The organism is Myxococcus hansupus (assembly GCF_000280925.3).
GTDB lineage: Bacteria > Myxococcota > Myxococcia > Myxococcales > Myxococcaceae > Myxococcus > Myxococcus hansupus.
The window spans coordinates 3,662,962-3,679,671 of sequence record NZ_CP012109.1 but is presented as its reverse complement, the minus strand read 5'-3'; the positions used below and the strand labels follow the sequence as shown (position 1 = coordinate 3,679,671).

The following is a 16,710-nucleotide window of genomic DNA, read 5'->3' as shown; positions in this document are numbered from 1 at the left end:
CGCCTGTCAGCCAGGCATGTTGGCCATGCCGCGTCATGGCTTCAGAGGCTTTGACCGCCCGGTCCGCGTGCGCCATTTTGCGCGCACCCCTATGCGACGCCTCCCCGACGTACCTCCGCGCGGCCGGGCCATCACCGTGGACCTCGAAGGCGAAAGCCTTCCCGCCATCGAAGGCGAGCCCGTGGCGTGCTCCCTCGTTGCCGCGGGCGAGCCCCTGCTGGCCCGTTCCATCAAGTACCACCGGCCGCGAGGCCCCTACTGCTTCGCCGGCGCCTGTTCGCATTGCCTGATGCGCGTGGATGGCGTGCCCAATGTCTACGCGTGCCGCACCCCCGCGCGCGACGGCATGAAGCTGGAGCGGCAGAACGCCTACCCGTCCGCGAAGGTCGACATCTTCGAAAGCATCGACTGGTTCTTCCCCAAGGGCATGGACCACCACGAGATGTTCGCGGGCGTGCCCGTGGCCGAGCAGGTGATGGCCAAGGTGGCGCGGCAGCTCGCCGGCCTGGGCCTGCTGCCCCGTGAGCCCGCGCAAGCGCTGGCGCCCGCGCGCACCGTGCGCACCCGCGTCGCGGTGGTGGGCGGCGGCGCGGCGGGACTGGCCGCGGCGCGCGTGCTCGCTGGACGCGGCGTGGACTTCCTCCTGATGGAACGGGATGCCTCGCTCGGCGGCCGGTTGTCGCACGGCGCTCCGGAGACGGGCGCGCCCGCAATCGACGACGCGGGCAGCTTCCCCGAAGGCAGCGTGCTGACGCGGGCCACCGCCCTGGGCCTCTACGATGATGCGGAGGGGCGCTTCCTCGCGGTGGGAAGCTGGGAGGGCGAACAGCCGCGCCTGTTGAAGGTGTACGCGGAGCGCTTCCTGCTGACGCCCGGCGGCCACCCGCCCACCGTGCCCTTCGAGAACAACGATTTGCCCGGCGTCTACGCGGGCCGCGCGGCCAGCCTGCTGCTGCGCCGCTACGACGTGGCGCCCCAGTCCGCGGCCCTGGTGGGCTGGGGCGCGGAGCTGCACGCGCTGGCGAACCTGCTCCACGAGCGCGGCGTGAAGGTGGTCGCGGTGGTGGACCTGCGCGACACGCCGCCGCCGGGCGCCCACGCCACGGCGGTGCGCGGCGACGAGCCCAAGGCCCATGGCCTGCGCGAGGTGGGCGCCTTCAGCTTCACGCGCGAGGGCGGCGGCAGGGAGAAGGTGGCGTGTGACGCGGTGCTGGTGTCCGTGCCCGTCAGCCCCAGCTTCGAGCTGGCGCGCCAGGGCGGCGCCAAGGTGCCCTTCGACGAGAAGCGCGGCCTCTTCGTGGTGGAGACGGACACGCAGGGCCGCACCCACGCGGCGGACGTGTTCGCGGCGGGTGACGTCACGGGCGGCGGAACGGCGAAGGACGCGGCGGCGGCCGGACGACGCGCGGCCGAGGCGCTGGTGGGAGGGCTGTCATGAGCAAGGCGATGATCTGCTCCTGTGAGGACGTCACCGTCGACGACATCCGTCACGCCGTCTCGCGGGGCTTCTGTGACGTGGAGTCCGTGAAGCGCTACACCGGCTTCGGCACCGGCATCTGCCAGGGCAAGAGCTGCACCGCAGCGGTGGCCGCGCTGCTGGCCAAGGAGAAGGCGCTCAAGCCCGCGGCGGTGGTGCCCTTCACGCCGCGCCAGCCGCTCTACCCCACCGAGCTGCGGATGATGGCGTCCGCGCAGGTGGACGAGTCCCAGCCGCCCGTGGGCGGCCTGCCCCAGGAGGTGGACCACTTCCCCGCCGCGCTGCGCCCGGAAGGGCCGGTGCCCGCGAAGGCCAAGGTCGTCATCATTGGCGGCGGCATCATGGGCCTGGCGCTGGCGTACAACCTGGCGCGCGCCGGTGAGACGGACGTGGTGGTGCTGGAGCGCGGCTACCTGTGCGCGGGCGCGTCCGGCCGCAACGGCGGCGGCGTGCGCATGCAGTGGGGCACGCCCTCGTTGGTGGAGCTGGCCAAGCGCTCCATCGACCTGATGAAGGGCTTCGCGCGCGAGCTGGGCATCAACGTGTGGCTGCGCCAGGGGGGCTACATCTTCCTGGCCAAGACGAAGCCGGTGGCACAGCGGCTGGAGCGCAACGTCTCCCTGCACAACCGCTTCGGCGTGCCCACCCGCCTCATCACCCCGGACGAGGCGCGAAGCATCGTCCCCGGCCTCACGATGAAGGACAGCCTCATCGCGTCCTACAATCCGGAGGACGGCGTCATCTTCCCCTGGCCCTTCCTCTGGGGCTACGCGCAGGGCTGCCAGAAGCGCGGCGTCCGCGTGGAGACGTACACGGACGTCACCGGCTTCGAGACCAGCGGCGGCCAGGTCCGCAAGGTGAAGACGACGCGCGGCGACATCGCCTGCGACACCGTGGTGCTCGCGGCCGGCGCCTGGAGCCCCCAGGTGGCCAACCTGGTGAACGTGAAGCTCCCCAACGAGCCACACCGTCACGAAATCCTCAGCACCGAGCCGCTGAAGCCCTTCCTCGGGCCGCTGGTCTCCGTGCTCGACAGCGGGCTGTACTTCAGCCAGTCCATGCGCGGCGAAATCGTGGGCGGCATGGGCGACGCCAAGGAGCCCGCGGGCCTCAACATGGGCAGCACCCTGCGCTTCGTGTCACGCTTCGCGCAGGCGCTGATGGAGCAGCTCCCCCAGGTGGGCCACGTGAAGGTGCTGCGCCAGTGGGCCGGCTGCTACGACGTGACGCCGGACAACAACCCCATCCTCGGCCGCACCCCGGGCCTGGACAACCTGCTCCAGATGTCCGGCTTCGTGGGCCACGGCTTCATGATGGCCCCCGCCGTCGCGGAGCGGATGGCGAAGTGGATGGCCACCGGCGAGTCCGACGAGCTCTTCACCCGCTTCAACCTCCGCCGCTACTCCGACGCCGCCGGCCACTCGCGGGAGTTCGGCTCCGGCACGCTGGAGCGCGAGGACATGGTCATCGGCTGAGCCGCTGACGCACCGCGGAAGCTCCGGGCCGCGCCCGGGCCCTGTCACCGGGTCCGGCCGCGGCCCTTGTACTTTTCCGGCCCCTGTCCTGGCCTGAGACAACACCTGGGGCACGACTTGACCCGACCTCGGTCAGTTCTGGATATTCATATAAAACACGGATAGAACTGGGATATCCGGCAGCGATGTGAAGTCCCTTTACATCAGCAACCCAGTTGCCTGGACAGGAACGCACCAGTCCGCGCGCGGGCCGCGCGAACCGCTCCGAGTGACGAGGCCCGATGCATGGGCATGGCACGGCACGTGCCTGGGCCCCCGCCGCGCAACCCCGCGCGTGGAGGTGGTCCGATGTTCGTGAAGAGCGTTCGTGCGCTGTTCCTGGTGGGAGCCCTGTCTGCCTGCGGTACCGAGGTGCCTCACGACGTCCCCGACGCGGACGGTGTCGAGCCGCTCCAGTCCCAGGAGTCGAACGTCATCGTGGGCTCGGTGAACTGGGTGAGCGCCACGACGCTGTCCGGCACGCAGCGCACGCGCTCGCGCGCGGTGGGCTATCTCTCCATCCCCGCGGTGGGCTCGCGCTGCACGGCGTGGCTGGTGTCGGCCGACACCATCATCACCAACAACCACTGTGTCGGCAGCGCCTCGCAGGCCGCTGGCGCGCGCGCGTCCTTCAACTACGAGGACGGTGTCGCCGCCGCGAGCCGCGTCTGGTACGACTGCCCCACGCTCATCCGCACCTGGGCCAGCGACGACATGACGGCGCTGCGGTGCAGGGCCACCAACGGCCAGCTCCCCGGCAACGTCTACGGCTGGCTGACGGTGGCCTCCGCCAACGCCGCCACCAACGCCACCGTCTACGTGGTCCACCAGAACTGCGACTACTACACGACGAGCGGCTGCACGCCGACGAAGAAGTCCTCGCCCGGCCGCGTCCTCAACGCCAACTACAGCACCACGGACCTGTCCTACGACGCGGACACGCTGGGCGGCTCGTCCGGCTCGCCCGTGCTGTCCACGTCCTCGAACCAGGTGGTGGGCCTGCACCACATCGGCCTGGGCGGCAACTCGCAGGGCCGCGGCACCGGCAACACCGGCATCAAGGCCACCCGCGTGCGGGCGCGCCTGGCGGAAATCGGCCTGTGAGCCCGAGCCGGGCCCTCACCTCACATTGGTGAGGGCTCGCCCGGCAGTTGAAGCATGGGCGGGGCCTGCCGTGGGAGACGCAACTGCTCCCGCTGCAGGCCTCGCAGCGCCATCCGCCCCAGGCTCCGCTTGAGCGAGCGAGGCAACAAGGGCATCAGCCGCATCACCCACCGGTGGCCCAGGCCCGGGTACACCAGCGCCTCCCCCCGCTCGAAGCCCGCCAGGGCCTCGCGGGCGCAGCGCTCCAGCGACAGCGGGAAGAAGGGCGCGGTCGCCGCGTCATCCTCCGCCCCCTCCAACCACAGCGGGCCAGGGGCCACGCGCGTCACCGTCACGCCGCGGCCTTCCACCTCCAAGCGCAAGGCCTCCGTGAAGCCGTCGAGGAAGCGCTGGCTGGCCGCGAAGGTGGCCGAGCCCGGCAGGATGAGCTGCGCGGCGCCAGAGCCGATGTTGAGGATGCCACCCCGGCCCCGCTCCAGCATGGGCCCGAGCAACCGGTGCGTCAGCAGCGCGGGCACCCAGACGTTGGCGCGGAGCATCGCCTCCACGCGCGCCCAGTCCTCCTGGGCATACAACCCCGGGGCCCCTTCCGCGGCGTTGTTCACCAATACGTCCACCCGGACGAACTGCGCGTCCAACGACGACAACAGCGTGTCCACCTGCTGGGGTTCGCAGACGTCGCAGGACTCCACGAGCACGCCCAGCGTCGGGTAGTTCAGCAGCAGCTCGTCGCGCAGGGGCTCCAGGGCCTGGGCCTGACGGTCCACCAGCACCAGGGTGCGAACGCGCCGCGCGAGCAACCGGGCCAGCTCGCGGCCCATGCCCTGCGCCGCGCCGATGATGAGAACGGTTCCTTGATCGATGGGGAGGGGACGCATGAGGGAATCCTCCGTTCGTGAGAGGTGCCCATCGTGCTCACGCCGCGCGCGACGCGCCGCGTCCACGCCGGAGCTCGCCGCCCTGTGCAGCAGGCGGTCAGCCGTGCCCCCGGCACGGCACTTCCATCTGGGACCGGTCATGCCCAGAAAAGAAGACATGGCGACTGTTTCCCGAATCCTCGTTCCCGTGGACCTGTCGGACGGCTCCCGGGAGGTCATCGACTACGCGATGAAGATCGCGCGTCCCTTCAAGGCCGAAGTGGAAGTGGTCCACGCCTGGGAACCGCCCCAGTACGTGGCCCCCGACCTGCTGGTCGCGGCCCCGGGATGGAACTCGACGTCCCTGGAGCACGTCGCGGTGGAGACGGCGACGAAGGAACTGACCGCCCAGGTCAACCAAGGCGAGGCCGCGGGCGTCCCGGTGCGCCAGAAGATCGTCGTGGGTGAGGCGGCGTCCACCATCCTCGACGTCGCCGAGCAGGACCAGTGCGACCTCATCATCATGGGCACCCATGGCCGGCGGGGCCTGCCACGGCTGCTGCTGGGAAGCGTGGCGCAGAAGGTCGTCGCCCGCGCTTCCTGCCCCGTGCTCACCATCCACCTGTCCGAACCGAAGTAACGCATCACCCGGCCAGTGAGCCCGCGGACGCCGACGTCGAGGCGCCCGTGCAATCACTCCAGGGGCCGCACGTAGGGAGAGACATCCCGGTTGTCACTGGAGCCTCTCATGCGTCCGTCCCCTCTCGCCGCACTGGCCCTCGGCATCGCCCTTTCCTCGCCCGCCTTCGCGGCGGATGACGCCAAGCCCTCCAAGTCCTGGAAGGTGGTGTGCGCCACACAGTCGGAGGACGGCAGCCGCGCCGTTCAAGGCACGGACCTGGTCATCGAGGCCGATGACAAGGTGAAGGACGGCGTCGCTGTCGAGGGCAACGTCATCGTCCGCAAGGGCGCGGTGGTGGAGGACGTCGTCGCCATCCAGGGCCGCGTCATCATCGAGCCCGGAGGCCGGGTGACCGGCAACGCCGTCTCACTGGGCGGCGAGGTCCGCGTCCACAAGGGCGCCACCATCGAGGGTAACGCGGTGGCCCTGGGCGGACGCCTCAAGCTGGATCAGGACGACGCGGTGAAGGGCGAGAAGGTCAGCCTGTCCTTCGAGATTGGCGGCCGTGACTTCGTGCGCGGCATCATCCAGGAAGCCCTCTCCTCGGAGACGGGCTGCCACATCGTCGACGACGCGAAGGACAAGGTGAAGGACGCCTGAGTCACGCGGCGCTCGCGGGCCCCGGAGGCACGGCCGCGTCCGGGCCCGTTCGCGTCAACGGCATCAGCGAAGCGCGCAGCGTGAGAATCTGCTCGCGCGCCAGCTCCTTCAGCTTCTCCACGTCCGCCAACGTCATCCCCTTGGTGGAGATGGGCGTGCCCACCGTCACCAGGCCCCGCGAGGTCGCGAAGCGCCAGGAGTGCTTCGGCAGCGCCCGCCGCGTGCCGCTCACCGCCAGGGGCAACACGTCCGCCTGCGCTTCGATGGCCAGCCGGAACGCGCCGTCCTTGAAGGGCAGCAGGTCATCCGTCTTGGAGCGCGTGCCCTCCGGGAAGATCATCACCGGCATGCCCTTGGCCAGCCACTGACGGCACTTCGCCATGGCCCCCGTCGCCGAGTCGCGGTCCCCCCGGCTCACCGGGATGTCCCCCGCCATCCACATGCTCCAGCCCACCACGGGAATCTTGAAGAGGCTGGCCTTGCCCAACCACTTCATCTCCCACGGCAGGTTCGAGATGAGGAACGGGTCCGCGTTGGACTCGTGGTTGCTCACCACCACCGTGTTCGGCGCGATCTTGTCGGGCGCCTCGCCGTGCACGCTGAAGCGCCAGAACGGCGTCAGCTTCGCCGCGGTCACGCCAATGAGCCGGAAGCAGCGCCCCGTCACATAGCGCTTGTGGTCAAAGGCCCAGGTCAGGATGGCGAGCGACAACTGCACGCAAAAGCCAACCAGCGCCACCAGGCCAATCTCGATCCACGTCCAGATGGAGAGCAGTGCGTTCATGAGAGCCTCGAGCAAGCGTCAGCGAACCGCGGGGTCTAGATCCACGCTCACCGGACAGTGGTCCGAGCCGAGCACATCCGGGTGGATGCCAGCCTTGCGCACGTAGGCCATGGCCGCTGGCGAGGCCAAGACATAGTCGATTCTCCAGCCGATGTTCTTCTCCCGCACACCGGCGCGCTGGCTCCACCAGGAGTAGTGCCCCCCACCCTTGTTGAAGTGGCGGAAGGTGTCCACCCAGCCGGCGCGAATCCACCGGTCGAACTCCTCGCGCTCCTCGGGGCGGAAGCCGCTCGTCTCCCGGTTCTCCCGGGGCCGCGCCAGGTCGATTTCTTGATGCGCTGTGTTGAAGTCGCCCAACACCAGCACCCGACCCCCGTCGCGCAGGGGCTTCTCCAGGCGCTCGAAGAGGCGCCGGTAGAAGGTCAGCTTGTAGGGGATGCGGCTGAGGTCCCGGTCCTTCCCGTTGCCGTTGGGGAAGTACCCGTTCACCACCGTGAGCTTGCCGAAGCGGGCCATCTGCAGCCGCCCTTCGACGTCCAGCTCACCCACGCCGAGCACCGTGACGACTTCATCGGGCTCCAGGCGGCTGAACAGCCCCACCCCGCTGTAGCCCGGCCGCTCCGCCGCGACGAAGTGCGTCTTCCACCGGGGTGGCGCGCGGACCTCATCGGGGAGCTGGTCGGCGCGCGCGCGGACCTCCTGCAGGGCCACCACTTGCGCCCGGGAGCCCGCCAGCCAGGGCAGGAAGCCCTTGCGGTGCACCGAGCGAAGTCCGTTCACGTTCCATGAAACGACTCGCACGGGACAGGCTTATGGCCCGCCCCGTGCGGTATTACCAGCCCCTACCGCACACACGCGCGGTAGGGGTCGGCGAGCTGCCCGCTACTGCTCCGCGGGGCTCGCGGTGTTCTGCGGCTGGCGCGTCGGACGGACGATGAAGTCCGCCGCGTTGTCGTCCGAGTCGTAGCCGTTGCCGCGCAGCTCGTCCGCGCCGCCGGCGGTCATGGACTCCACCGTCGACGTGGCCGAGGCCTTGCGCTCGTAGCTGCCAGCGGCGGGCGCCGAGGCCGGGATGCGGTTGCCCTCGGGCGCGTTCGCCGTGGAACCGTAGCCCACGGTGTCAATGACCAGCGGGTGACCCAGCGGGTCGTTCTGCGCCAGCTCCGGGTAGCCCAGACGCACGTGGCCCGAACCAGCGGCCATCGCGAAGACCGTGCCCCAGCTCGCGTCACGCGCCGGGGTGCCGGCGTAGGAGCCCGAGCCCACCAGGAAGTAGCTGCGCGGCGCGATGATGGAGCCCGAGGGCAGCGCGTAGTTACCGGTGTAGTTGGCACCGGTGGCGGACTTGTACTGGATTCGATAGCCGCTGATGTCCACCGGGCTCGAGGTCGGGTTGTAGAGCTCGACGAACTCGTCGTTGGCCCCACCCGGACCCGCGGGCGCGATCTCGCTGATGACGATGTGGTTCGTCGAGGCCACCGTGACCTCGATGGCCGCGGAGATGGACGCGCCGCCGACCGTGGCGACGAGAGAACCCTCAGCGCCCGTGCCGCCCGCCGTGAAGTCGAACTTCGCCGACAGGGTGTTGGCCGCCACCGTCACCGTCGCGGGCACCGTGCCCAGGTTGGCGGGCTCCAGCGCGAGCTGGATGACCGTGTCCTGCGCGGGGGGCACATCCAGCTCCACCGTGAAGCCGCGGACCTCGCCAGCGGCCACCGAGATCGCCTCGGGGGACAGCGTGGACAGCTCGGCCACCTGGTTCACCGCCAGCACGCGGACCGTGGCCTCGCGCGAGTCGTTGCCCAGCGTCGCCGTCAGCGTCGCCTTGTCCGTCTCCGGATCCGCGTCGATGTTCGCCGTCACCTGCACCGTGGCGGTGCGCTCACCCGCGGCGAAGCGAACCATGCCGCCCTGCACCGTCACCGCCGGGCTGGACGAAGCGACTTCCACCCAGACCTCCGCAGGAGCGTCCTCACGCAGGCGAATCGTCAGCGCCTCGGGGAACGTCGGAGCCGTGGTGCCCGTGCGAGCGAAGACGCCCGTCGGCCCGAAGCTCTCGAGGGAAACCTGAACCGTGCCGGCGTCGGTGCCGGAGTCCGGCTCGCCCGTGCCCGAGTCCGGCTCACCGGTACCCGAATCCGGCTCGCCCGTACCCGAGTCCGGCTCACCCGTGCCCGAGTCCGGCTCACCCGTGCCCGAGTCCGGCTCGCCCGTACCCGAGTCCGGCTCACCCGTGCCCGAGTCCGGCTCGCCCGTACCCGAGTCCGGCTCACCCGTGCCCGAGTCCGGCTCACCGGTACCCGAATCAGGCTCGCCCGTGCCGGAGTCCGGCTCGCCCGTGCCCGAGTCCGGCTCACCGGTACCCGAGTCAGGCTCGCCCGTGCCGGAGTCCGGCTCGCCCGTGCCCGAGTCCGGCTCACCGGTACCCGAATCAGGCTCGCCCGTGCCCGCGTCGTCCTCGATGGTGCCGGCATCGTCCTCGCCGGTACCCGCGTCATCCTCGATGGTGCCGGCATCATCTTCGCCGGTGCCCGCGTCGTCATCAGGCGTGCCGGAGTCCGGCTCGCCAGTGCCCGCGTCAGGCGTGGGACGGCAGGTGTTCTCGCAGCCGTCACCGTTGATTCGGTTGCCGTCGTCGCACGTCTCGCCGGCTTCGACAATGCCATTGCCGCAAACGGGCCGGACCTCAACAGGGTCATCGCCGCAAGCAGACATGAAGAGAAGCAGTGCGGACAAAGGCGCCAGCAACTGCCGGAAGGACCAAGGCATGGGTAAGGAGTCTCCGTTGAAGCTTGAAGAACCCCCTGCATCCCATACCTGTCGGCACGAACGCAATCCGGGCGGCAGTTTCCGACTTCACTGGACCGTCACAGGAAGGCGAATTCTCCGCGCGGATCCGGTCTCAAATCGAAGGACGAGGGGCCTCCAGCCCGTGGTCCACGAGGAAGGCGCGAACCGCGTCGGCGATCTCCGCCCCGGCCTCGAGGAGGCCCGCGTGCCCGGCATCGTCCACCCGCATCCAGTGGGCGTGCGGCATCAAGTCACGCATTCGTTCCATTTCACCGAGCGGCACCAGCAAGTCATTGCTCGCGGCGACGATGAGCGTGGGCACCTGGACCGTCCTGGCCACGTCCCAGGCGTGGCCCTCCACCATCCCCCGCAGGGTGTACCAGTACGCCCGGGGGCTCATGCGGCGCAGGGCGCGCATGAACTCGTCGATGTCCGCCCGCGGTGCCCGGGCCCGGAGCGCGCCCACCATCCGAGCCAGGGGGTAGGCAAAGCGGCTGGACATCACCGCGTGTGCCACCGGCACCGACAGGGGCAGTGTGGGAGTGGCGAGCTTGAGCATGCCCCGGGTGGCGGCCAGGAAGGCACGCGCCGACACCGCGTCCGAGCCGGAGCCAAACGCGCCCGGCGCCCCGGCGATGAGCGTCATCGACGGCACCAGGTCCGGACGACGGCGGTAGAGGTCCAGCAAGACGCGGACGCCCATGGAGAAGGCGACGTGGTGGGGTGGCTTCCCATCTCCCCGGGCCATCACCGCCTCGGTGATGCGCTCCAGGTCGTCCACGTGCACGGGGATCTGGTAGCCGTCGCCCAGGGACTCGTCACTGCTCCCGTGCCCCCGGTAGTTCCAGTGGACCACCCGGTGGTCCTGCTCCAGGTTGCCCACCAGGTAGCGCCAGAAGTTCTCCGACGAGCCAATCCCGTTCGTCAGCAGCACGGTGGGACGCTGGAGCAGCTCCGAGTCGGCCGTGGCCTCCCGCAGGTTGCCGAAGTGCGTATGCCAGGCGACCCGGGAGCCATCCGGGGCGGTCACGAAGCGGGTGGTGCGACGGTAGGGCATGCCACCTTGAACCATGAGGCGTACGCGCCGTGTGCGCAAGCAGCAACCTGCCCCATCCAGCCCGGGCCGGGATATGAGGCGCCATGCTCTGCGTCGACGTGGAACGGTTCGATCTCCGCCCTGCCCTCGCTCACTACGCCGAGCACGGCTACGCGAGGCTCGGCCGGGTGCTCGGCGACGAGGGCCTGGCGGCGCTGCGAGAGCGAGCCGACGACCTGATGCTCGGCCGGGTCGCCTACCCGGGCCTGTTCTTCCAACCGGACGCCACCACCGGCCGCTACGAGGACGCCCCCCTGGGCCTGGGTTGGCAGGGGCCGTCCCTGGACTACCGGAAGCTGGAGAAGCTGGAGAAGGACCCGCGCTTCCTGGCGTGGATGGAGAACCCGCTGTTCGAACGCATCGCCCGGGCCCTCATCCCGGGTGACGTCGTGCTCTACCGCGCCATCCTCTTCCACAAGGGACAGGCGGGGGGCAGCAACCTGCCCTGGCACCAGGACGGCGGCCGGCTGTGGGGCCTCACGCGGGAGCCCGAGCTCCAGCTCTGGACCGCCCTGGACGACGCCCCCGAGGAAGGCGGATGCCTGGAGGTCATCCCCGGCAGCCATCGCGGCGGGCTGGTGACGGAGCTGGGCGGGGTGATTCCGGCGGACGCGGTGGCGGCGGCCGACGCGGAGGCCCGGACCGTGCGCCTGCCCGCGCTCGCGGGAGAGTCCATCCTGGTCCACAACCACCTGTGGCACCGCTCCGGACGCGGACGCCCCGGGCTGCGCCGCCGCGCCTTCTCCGCCTGCTACATGGACGCGGACATCCGCTGCGTGCGCAAGAAGAAGGCGCCGCGCGTCTTCACACCGCTGTTCCGGCGCTGACTCAGCCCACCAGGGGGATGCGCAGCGGGGGCGGCGACTGCGGCTCACGCGCGCGCTGGGCCACCGGCAGGGACACGCGGAAGGTGCTGCCCCGCCCCTCCTCGCTCTCCACGGAGATCTCCCCACCGAAGCCGGTGACGATGCCGTGGCAGATGGACAGCCCCAGGCCCGTGCCCTCGCCCACCGGCTTGGTGGTGAAGAACGGATCGAAGATGCGCGCGCGCACCTCCGGCGGCATCCCCATGCCCGTGTCGCGCACCTCCACGATGACGCGGTCCCCGGCCGAGCGCAGGCTCAGCCGGACCTCGTTGTGCTCCGACCGGCCCATCGGAATGGCCTGCGCCGCGTTGATGAGCAGGTTGAGGAACACCTGGCCGAAGCGGCCCTCATTCCCCTCCACCAGCGGCACCTCGCGGTAGTCGCGGACAATCTGCGCGCGCAGCTTGAGCTCGCTGCGCGCCAGGGTGATGGCTGACTCGAGCACCGACTGCACGTTGACGGCGGTGGCCACCTCGTCGTCCCCGCGGGAGAAGGTCCTCAAATCCCGGACGATCTGCCGCACGCGGTGCGCGCCGTCGGTGGCCTCGCGCAGCACCTCCTCCAGCTCCGCCATGCGGCCCGGGGGCAGCTCGCGCGTGAGGGCGTGCAGCTCGCCCGCGAGGAACGACAGGTTGGAGAGCACGAAGGCCAGCGGGTTGTTGATTTCATGCGCCACGCCCGCCGCCAGCGTCCCCACGGCCGCCAGCCGGTCCGACACCACGAGCTGGGCCTGCATCGCCTTGCGGTCCGTGATGTCCACCGCCACGCCCGCCAGCAGCCGCCGCCCCGAGCGCTCCCGCACGATGAACCGGTACGTGAGCCAGTGCCGCTCCGTGCCATCGCGCGCGGGAATCATCGTCTCGGTGATGTTCTGCCGCCCGGACGCCAGCACGCCCGCGTCGTCCCGGCGCACCTGTTCGGCCGAGGCGTCGGGCATCAGCTCCCGGTCCTCCATCTGGGACATGTCCGTCCCCGGCGGGAAGCCGAAGTAGTGGCTGTAGCGCGCGTTCACCCAGATGCGGCGCCCCTGCTCGTCCTTCATGAAGGCCACGGCGGGGATGTTGTCCATGAAGGACGCGAACAGCTCCTGCGACTCCTCCAGCGCCGACAGCGCCAGCGCGTTCTGCGCCATCAGCTCCTGCCGCGCCTGCGCCTCGGCCGCGTTGCCCATCGCCGCGCCGAGCAGGCCCGCCATCAACTCCAGCGTGCGCACGTCCCGGTCATCGAACGCGTTCGGGCGCCGGCTGGTGACGTTGAGCACGCCCACCGGCCGCCCCTCGCGCCACAAGGGGACGCAGATCATCGACCGCGCGCCCACCTGGCGCAGCGCCTCCACGTTGACCCGGACGTCCGATTCCGAGTCATCCGTGCGCATCACCTCGCCGCGCCGCAGGCTGGTGCCCGTGAGGCTGCCGTCCACCTGCAACCGGAAGCCCGTGAAGGGCGCGAGGCTGCCGGTGGTCACCAGGTAGTTCAGTTCGGCGTCGGCCTCCACCACCGCCACCGCGGCGCCATCCGCGCCGCACAGCACCCGGGAGCGCTCACACAGCAGGTTCATCAGCTCATCCAGGCCAAAGCCCGCGATGGCCACGTCCGACTGGGTCTGGATGATGGCGGCCAGCCGCTCCATCTCACCGCGCGCTTCCGCCTCGTCCGTCCGCCGCTGCCGCCGCGCCGCCACCCGGCGCTCCAACAGCACCCGCCGTGCGCGCACCTGCACCGCGGAGAAAGGCTCCACCAGGATTTCATCCACGCCCGCGGCCAGCAGCGGCTCCAGCGCCTCGTCGGTGTCCTCGCGCGCCAGCCCCAGCACCAGCGGTTCCTCCGGGCGCGCCCGCTTGCGCAAGCCATCCAGCCAGCGCGCGTCCGCCACCAGGTCCGCCGCGTCCACCACCAGGACATCCACCGGCCCATGTCCCAACGCCGCCCCCGCCTCCACCAGGTCGGCGGTGACGGACACACCCTGCCCCTGACGCCGCAGCTCCTCCGCGACGGGGTGCCGTGTATCGGTGGTGAGACACAGGAACTTCATCCAGGCGTCCTGCTCCGTGGCCCCAAACACACGGGGTGAAAAATCCTACGGTGCTGTAGCACGACATTTCCAGCCGGGAGCGAATCCTAACGAGGGGGTCAGACAAGCCCCATGGGCCCTCCGCAAGGACCTGCCCGGTGGGTAATCGAGGGGCCCCAGGAGGACGGGAGGACGGTATCCTCCCGCTGTGCCGGGCATCCCTGGAGTCGTCGTCGCCGAGCAGCCGCACTACCTGCCGTGGGTGGACTTCCACGAGCAGTTGGCTCGCGCGGGGACCTTCGTCGTGCTGGACAACGTGCAGTGGCTGCGGCGCGGCTGGCAGCGGCGTACACGTGTGGCGCTGCCCCACAACATCCCCGTGCCACCGCCCACGGAGCCGGGCTTCCAGTGGATGTCCATTCCGCTGGAGGCCCCCCACCGGGACACCCTCATCCAGGACCTGGCGGTGGACACGCGCCAGCCCTGGGCGCGCGAACACCTGCGCATGTTGGTGACGCTGTACGGGAAGCGGCCCTACTTCGCCACGCAGGTGTTGCCGCGCCTGGAGCCCTTCTACGACGCGGCCTCTCGTGAAGGCGGCCCGGGCTCGCTGCTGCGCGTGCAGTTGGCGAGCATGGCGCTGTTCAACGAGTCCCTGGGCCTGACGCCGAACCTGGTCCTGGCCTCCACGTTGGACAAACAGGGCGCGGACAAGTCCGCCCGGCTGGTGGCGTACTGCCGGCAACTGGGGGCCCACACGTACTACTCGGGCCTGGGGTCGTCCCTGTACCTCAAGGTGGGCCTGTTCCGGGACGCGGACGTGCGCGTGTTGTGGCAGCGCTTCCGTCATCCGGAGTACGCGCAGGGGCGCGAGGGCCGCTTCGTCCACGGCATGTCGCTGGTGGACGTGCTGTCCAACGTCCCGGTGGACGAGGTGCGCCAGTGGCTGGAGCCCTCGCCCTGGGGGCCGTTCGCGCCGCGGCCCCCGGGTGACTGACGCCGCTCAGCCCGCCGAGGCGGACGTGGCGGACGACTTGTCCTTATCGAAGCGCACGAAGTAGCCACGCACGGCGGAGTCCAGCAGCTCGGGCGTCAGCCGGGGCTCGATGCCCTGGTAGTGCGCCATGTCGATGACCTGGTCCAACAAGTCACGCGGCTGGCAAGCCGCGAAGGGCCGGTCCACGGGGCGGTAGTGCGTGTCGATGAGGTAGTCCACGGCGGCGGCGTCGTACGGCACACCGCGCTTGCGGCACATGACCTGGAAGATGTCGTGGAACTGGTCCTCGTCCGGGCGCTGCACCTCCAGCTTGTAACGGACGCGGCGCAGGAAGGCGTCGTCCACGAGGTCGCTGGGGTCCAGGTTGGTGGAGAAGGCGGCGAACACGTCGAAGGGCACCTGCAGCTTCTTGCCGGTGTGCAGGGTCAACATGTCGATGTCGCTCTCCAGCGGGACGATCCACCGGTTGAGCAGGTCCTTGGGGGAGACCTTCTGCCGACCGAAGTCGTCGATGAGGAGCATCCCGTTGCTGGCCTTCATCTGGAACGGGGCCTCGTAGTACTTCACCTCCGGCGAGTACACGAGGTCGAGCATCTCCAGCGTCAGCTCACCGCCCACCACGACGAGCGGGCGCCTGCAACGCACCCAGCGCCGGTCATACGAGCCCGCCGCGCCCGGCTCGTCCTCGACGACCTTGTGCAGGTTCGCGTCGAAGATGCGCACCACGAAGTCGTCGATGAGGATGGCGTGCGGGATGAAGATGTCCCCGCCGAAGCAGTTCACCATGCCCTGGCAGATGGCCGTCTTGCCGTTGCCGGGAGGCCCGTAGAAGAAGATGGCGCGCCCGGAGTTCATCGCCGGACCGATGCCGTCGAAGATGTAGTCCTTGATGATGAGGTCGCCGAACTTGTCCTGCATGCGCGCGCGGGTGATGCGGTTGCCGCGCACGGTCTGCTGCTTCACCGCGGCCACGTATTCCTGGAAGGACACGGGCGCCGGGCCGTTGTAGCGGTTGCGGTCGAGCACCTGCCGCAGCACGTCCGTCACGAACGTGGTGAGCTGGTAGATCATCGTCGACTTGCCCACGCCCGACCCGCCACCACCTCGGATGTCGACGTACTTCTGGCGGCGCAGGCCCTCGATGATGTCGTCCACCAGCGAGGTGGGGAGCTGGAGCCGCGCGGCGATGTCCATGCCGCGCATCTCACCGGCGAAGAAGAGCGCCTTGAGGACCAGCTCCTCCACGAAGGTGGCGGTGAGGCCCGTCTCGCTCAGCGTGCGCGGCTGCGCGGGCCAGAAGCGCTCGGCGCCCTCTTCTCCCGCGCGGCGGCCGGCACGGCGCTCCGGGCCGACATACGGCGCGGAGGCGGAGGGCGCGATGGTGCCCCGCCTGTCCGGCCCATTGTACTGCGGCTGCCCCGGCGCGGCCCGGCGCTCACGGCCCTCCTCGGCGCCCGTGAACTGGGACGGGCCTGGCCCCCGGCGCTCACGGCCCTCCTCGGCGCCCGTGAACTGGGATGGCCCGGGCCCCCGGCGCTCGCGGCTCTCTTGCGGGGCGATGATGACGGACGGGAGCGTCGCCGGGGCCGGTGGCGCGCGGCGGTCCACCGGGGCGTTCGCGGCGCGGCGTTCGGTGGGGAAGTCGGGCTCGTCCGGTTCCGGAGGCAACGCGGGTCGAGACCCCGTGTTGGCGCCCGGCGGACGCGGCGGCAACGCGGTCGTCGCCCCCGTGCCCCCTGCGCGAGGACGCGGCGGCCCGGACAGGACCGGCGTGGGTTGAGCGGGTGGCACCACCGCCGTCTCCACGGGAGTGACGCTGCGGCTGGAGTCGTCGCCCGACGGGCCAGACTCGGGGGATGGCGGTCGCCTGAACAGGGACATGCGTGCTCGCTCGAGGATGTTCGGCCAGAAGCCTACCGCATCGGTCCGGTT

General features: G+C 70.4%; 14 protein-coding genes. 7 read left to right on the top strand and 7 right to left on the bottom strand.

Annotated features, from left to right (window positions below; genetic code table 11):
* Window positions 1-91: 91 nt before the first annotated feature.
* The 3 genes from A176_RS14260 (at window position 92) to A176_RS14250 (ending at window position 4,095) form a co-directional block, all read left to right on the top strand.
* Entirely contained in the window at window positions 92-1,438 is a 1,347-nt protein-coding gene (locus A176_RS14260) for a 2Fe-2S iron-sulfur cluster-binding protein (protein WP_002640763.1), read from the top strand.
* Window positions 1,435-2,952, top strand: coding sequence for an FAD-dependent oxidoreductase (locus A176_RS14255; RefSeq protein WP_002640764.1), 1,518 nt, complete (start codon window positions 1,435-1,437; stop codon window positions 2,950-2,952). Before A176_RS14260 ends, A176_RS14255 begins: the two co-directional genes overlap by 4 nt.
* Window positions 2,953-3,300: 348 nt before the next feature.
* Window positions 3,301-4,095, top strand: a complete 795-nt coding sequence (locus A176_RS14250; protein ID WP_002640765.1) for a trypsin-like serine peptidase — start codon at window positions 3,301-3,303, stop codon at window positions 4,093-4,095.
* 20 nt (window positions 4,096-4,115) lie between these two features.
* Here A176_RS14250 and A176_RS14245 read toward each other — a convergent pair whose 3' ends face one another.
* Complete coding sequence (locus tag A176_RS14245) at window positions 4,116-4,973, bottom strand: SDR family NAD(P)-dependent oxidoreductase (protein ID WP_002640766.1); 858 nt, start codon at window positions 4,971-4,973, stop codon at window positions 4,116-4,118.
* 157 nt (window positions 4,974-5,130) lie between these two features.
* On the opposite strand from A176_RS14245, the gene A176_RS14240 reads away from it, so the two are divergent.
* A complete protein-coding gene (locus A176_RS14240) occupies window positions 5,131-5,592 on the top strand; it encodes a universal stress protein (protein ID WP_044889162.1) in 462 nt (153 codons plus the stop codon).
* A 108-nt stretch (window positions 5,593-5,700) separates the two neighbouring features.
* On the top strand, window positions 5,701-6,234 hold the full coding sequence (locus A176_RS14235) for an LbetaH domain-containing protein (RefSeq protein WP_002640768.1): 534 nt from the start codon (window positions 5,701-5,703) through the stop codon (window positions 6,232-6,234).
* Window position 6,235: 1 nt separating this feature from the next.
* Here A176_RS14235 and A176_RS14230 read toward each other — a convergent pair whose 3' ends face one another.
* The 4 genes from A176_RS14230 to A176_RS14215 all read right to left on the bottom strand — a co-directional run bounded on the left by A176_RS14230 (window position 6,236) and on the right by A176_RS14215 (window position 10,865).
* The gene (locus A176_RS14230) at window positions 6,236-7,018 is read right to left on the bottom strand and encodes a lysophospholipid acyltransferase family protein (RefSeq protein WP_002640769.1); all 783 of its coding nucleotides are present in this window, start codon (window positions 7,016-7,018) and stop codon (window positions 6,236-6,238) included.
* Window positions 7,019-7,036: 18 nt separating this feature from the next.
* The gene (locus tag A176_RS14225) at window positions 7,037-7,819 is read right to left on the bottom strand and encodes an exodeoxyribonuclease III (protein ID WP_021780955.1); all 783 of its coding nucleotides are present in this window, start codon (window positions 7,817-7,819) and stop codon (window positions 7,037-7,039) included.
* 81 nt (window positions 7,820-7,900) lie between these two features.
* Window positions 7,901-9,787 (bottom strand): lamin tail domain-containing protein, encoded by a 1,887-nt coding sequence (locus tag A176_RS14220; protein WP_002640771.1) that lies wholly within the window; start codon window positions 9,785-9,787, stop codon window positions 7,901-7,903.
* A gap of 133 nt (window positions 9,788-9,920) precedes the next feature.
* The gene (locus A176_RS14215; protein WP_044889160.1) at window positions 9,921-10,865 is read right to left on the bottom strand and encodes an alpha/beta fold hydrolase; all 945 of its coding nucleotides are present in this window, start codon (window positions 10,863-10,865) and stop codon (window positions 9,921-9,923) included.
* A gap of 83 nt (window positions 10,866-10,948) precedes the next feature.
* Here A176_RS14215 and A176_RS14210 point away from each other — a divergent pair, with 83 nt between their 5' ends.
* A complete protein-coding gene (locus A176_RS14210) occupies window positions 10,949-11,731 on the top strand; it encodes a phytanoyl-CoA dioxygenase family protein (protein ID WP_082282741.1) in 783 nt (260 codons plus the stop codon).
* Between the two features lies 1 nt (window position 11,732).
* Here the strand turns inward: A176_RS14210 and A176_RS14205 are convergent, their stop codons facing one another.
* Entirely contained in the window at window positions 11,733-13,802 is a 2,070-nt protein-coding gene (locus A176_RS14205; protein ID WP_193409844.1) for an ATP-binding protein, read from the bottom strand.
* A gap of 187 nt (window positions 13,803-13,989) precedes the next feature.
* Here A176_RS14205 and A176_RS14200 point away from each other — a divergent pair, with 187 nt between their 5' ends.
* On the top strand, window positions 13,990-14,778 hold the full coding sequence (locus tag A176_RS14200; RefSeq protein ID WP_002640776.1) for a WbqC family protein: 789 nt from the start codon (window positions 13,990-13,992) through the stop codon (window positions 14,776-14,778).
* A gap of 6 nt (window positions 14,779-14,784) precedes the next feature.
* On the opposite strand, the gene A176_RS14195 is transcribed toward A176_RS14200, so the two are convergent.
* Window positions 14,785-16,659 carry a hypothetical protein gene (locus A176_RS14195; RefSeq protein WP_002640777.1) on the bottom strand — a complete coding sequence of 625 codons (1,875 nt, stop codon included), beginning with the start codon at window positions 16,657-16,659 and terminating at the stop codon, window positions 14,785-14,787.
* Window positions 16,660-16,710 lie beyond the last annotated feature (51 nt).

Bases quoted from the DNA above. Each gene is read 5' to 3' on its own strand.
- A176_RS14255 (WP_002640764.1), top strand. From the start codon at position 1,435: ATGAGCAAGGCGATGATCTGCTCCTGTGAGGACGTCACCGTCGACGAC.
- A176_RS14220 (WP_002640771.1), bottom strand. From the start codon at position 9,787: ATGCCTTGGTCCTTCCGGCAGTTGCTGGCGCCTTTGTCCGCACTGCTT.
- A176_RS14245 (WP_002640766.1), bottom strand. From the start codon at position 4,973: ATGCGTCCCCTCCCCATCGATCAAGGAACCGTTCTCATCATCGGCGCG.
- A176_RS14240 (WP_044889162.1), top strand. From the start codon at position 5,131: ATGGCGACTGTTTCCCGAATCCTCGTTCCCGTGGACCTGTCGGACGGC.
- A176_RS14235 (WP_002640768.1), top strand. From the start codon at position 5,701: ATGCGTCCGTCCCCTCTCGCCGCACTGGCCCTCGGCATCGCCCTTTCC.
- A176_RS14210 (WP_082282741.1), top strand. From the start codon at position 10,949: ATGCTCTGCGTCGACGTGGAACGGTTCGATCTCCGCCCTGCCCTCGCT.
- A176_RS14205 (WP_193409844.1), bottom strand. From the start codon at position 13,802: ATGAAGTTCCTGTGTCTCACCACCGATACACGGCACCCCGTCGCGGAG.
- A176_RS14195 (WP_002640777.1), bottom strand. From the start codon at position 16,659: ATGTCCCTGTTCAGGCGACCGCCATCCCCCGAGTCTGGCCCGTCGGGC.
- A176_RS14260 (WP_002640763.1), top strand. From the start codon at position 92: ATGCGACGCCTCCCCGACGTACCTCCGCGCGGCCGGGCCATCACCGTG.
- A176_RS14250 (WP_002640765.1), top strand. From the start codon at position 3,301: ATGTTCGTGAAGAGCGTTCGTGCGCTGTTCCTGGTGGGAGCCCTGTCT.
- A176_RS14215 (WP_044889160.1), bottom strand. From the start codon at position 10,865: ATGCCCTACCGTCGCACCACCCGCTTCGTGACCGCCCCGGATGGCTCC.
- A176_RS14230 (WP_002640769.1), bottom strand. From the start codon at position 7,018: ATGAACGCACTGCTCTCCATCTGGACGTGGATCGAGATTGGCCTGGTG.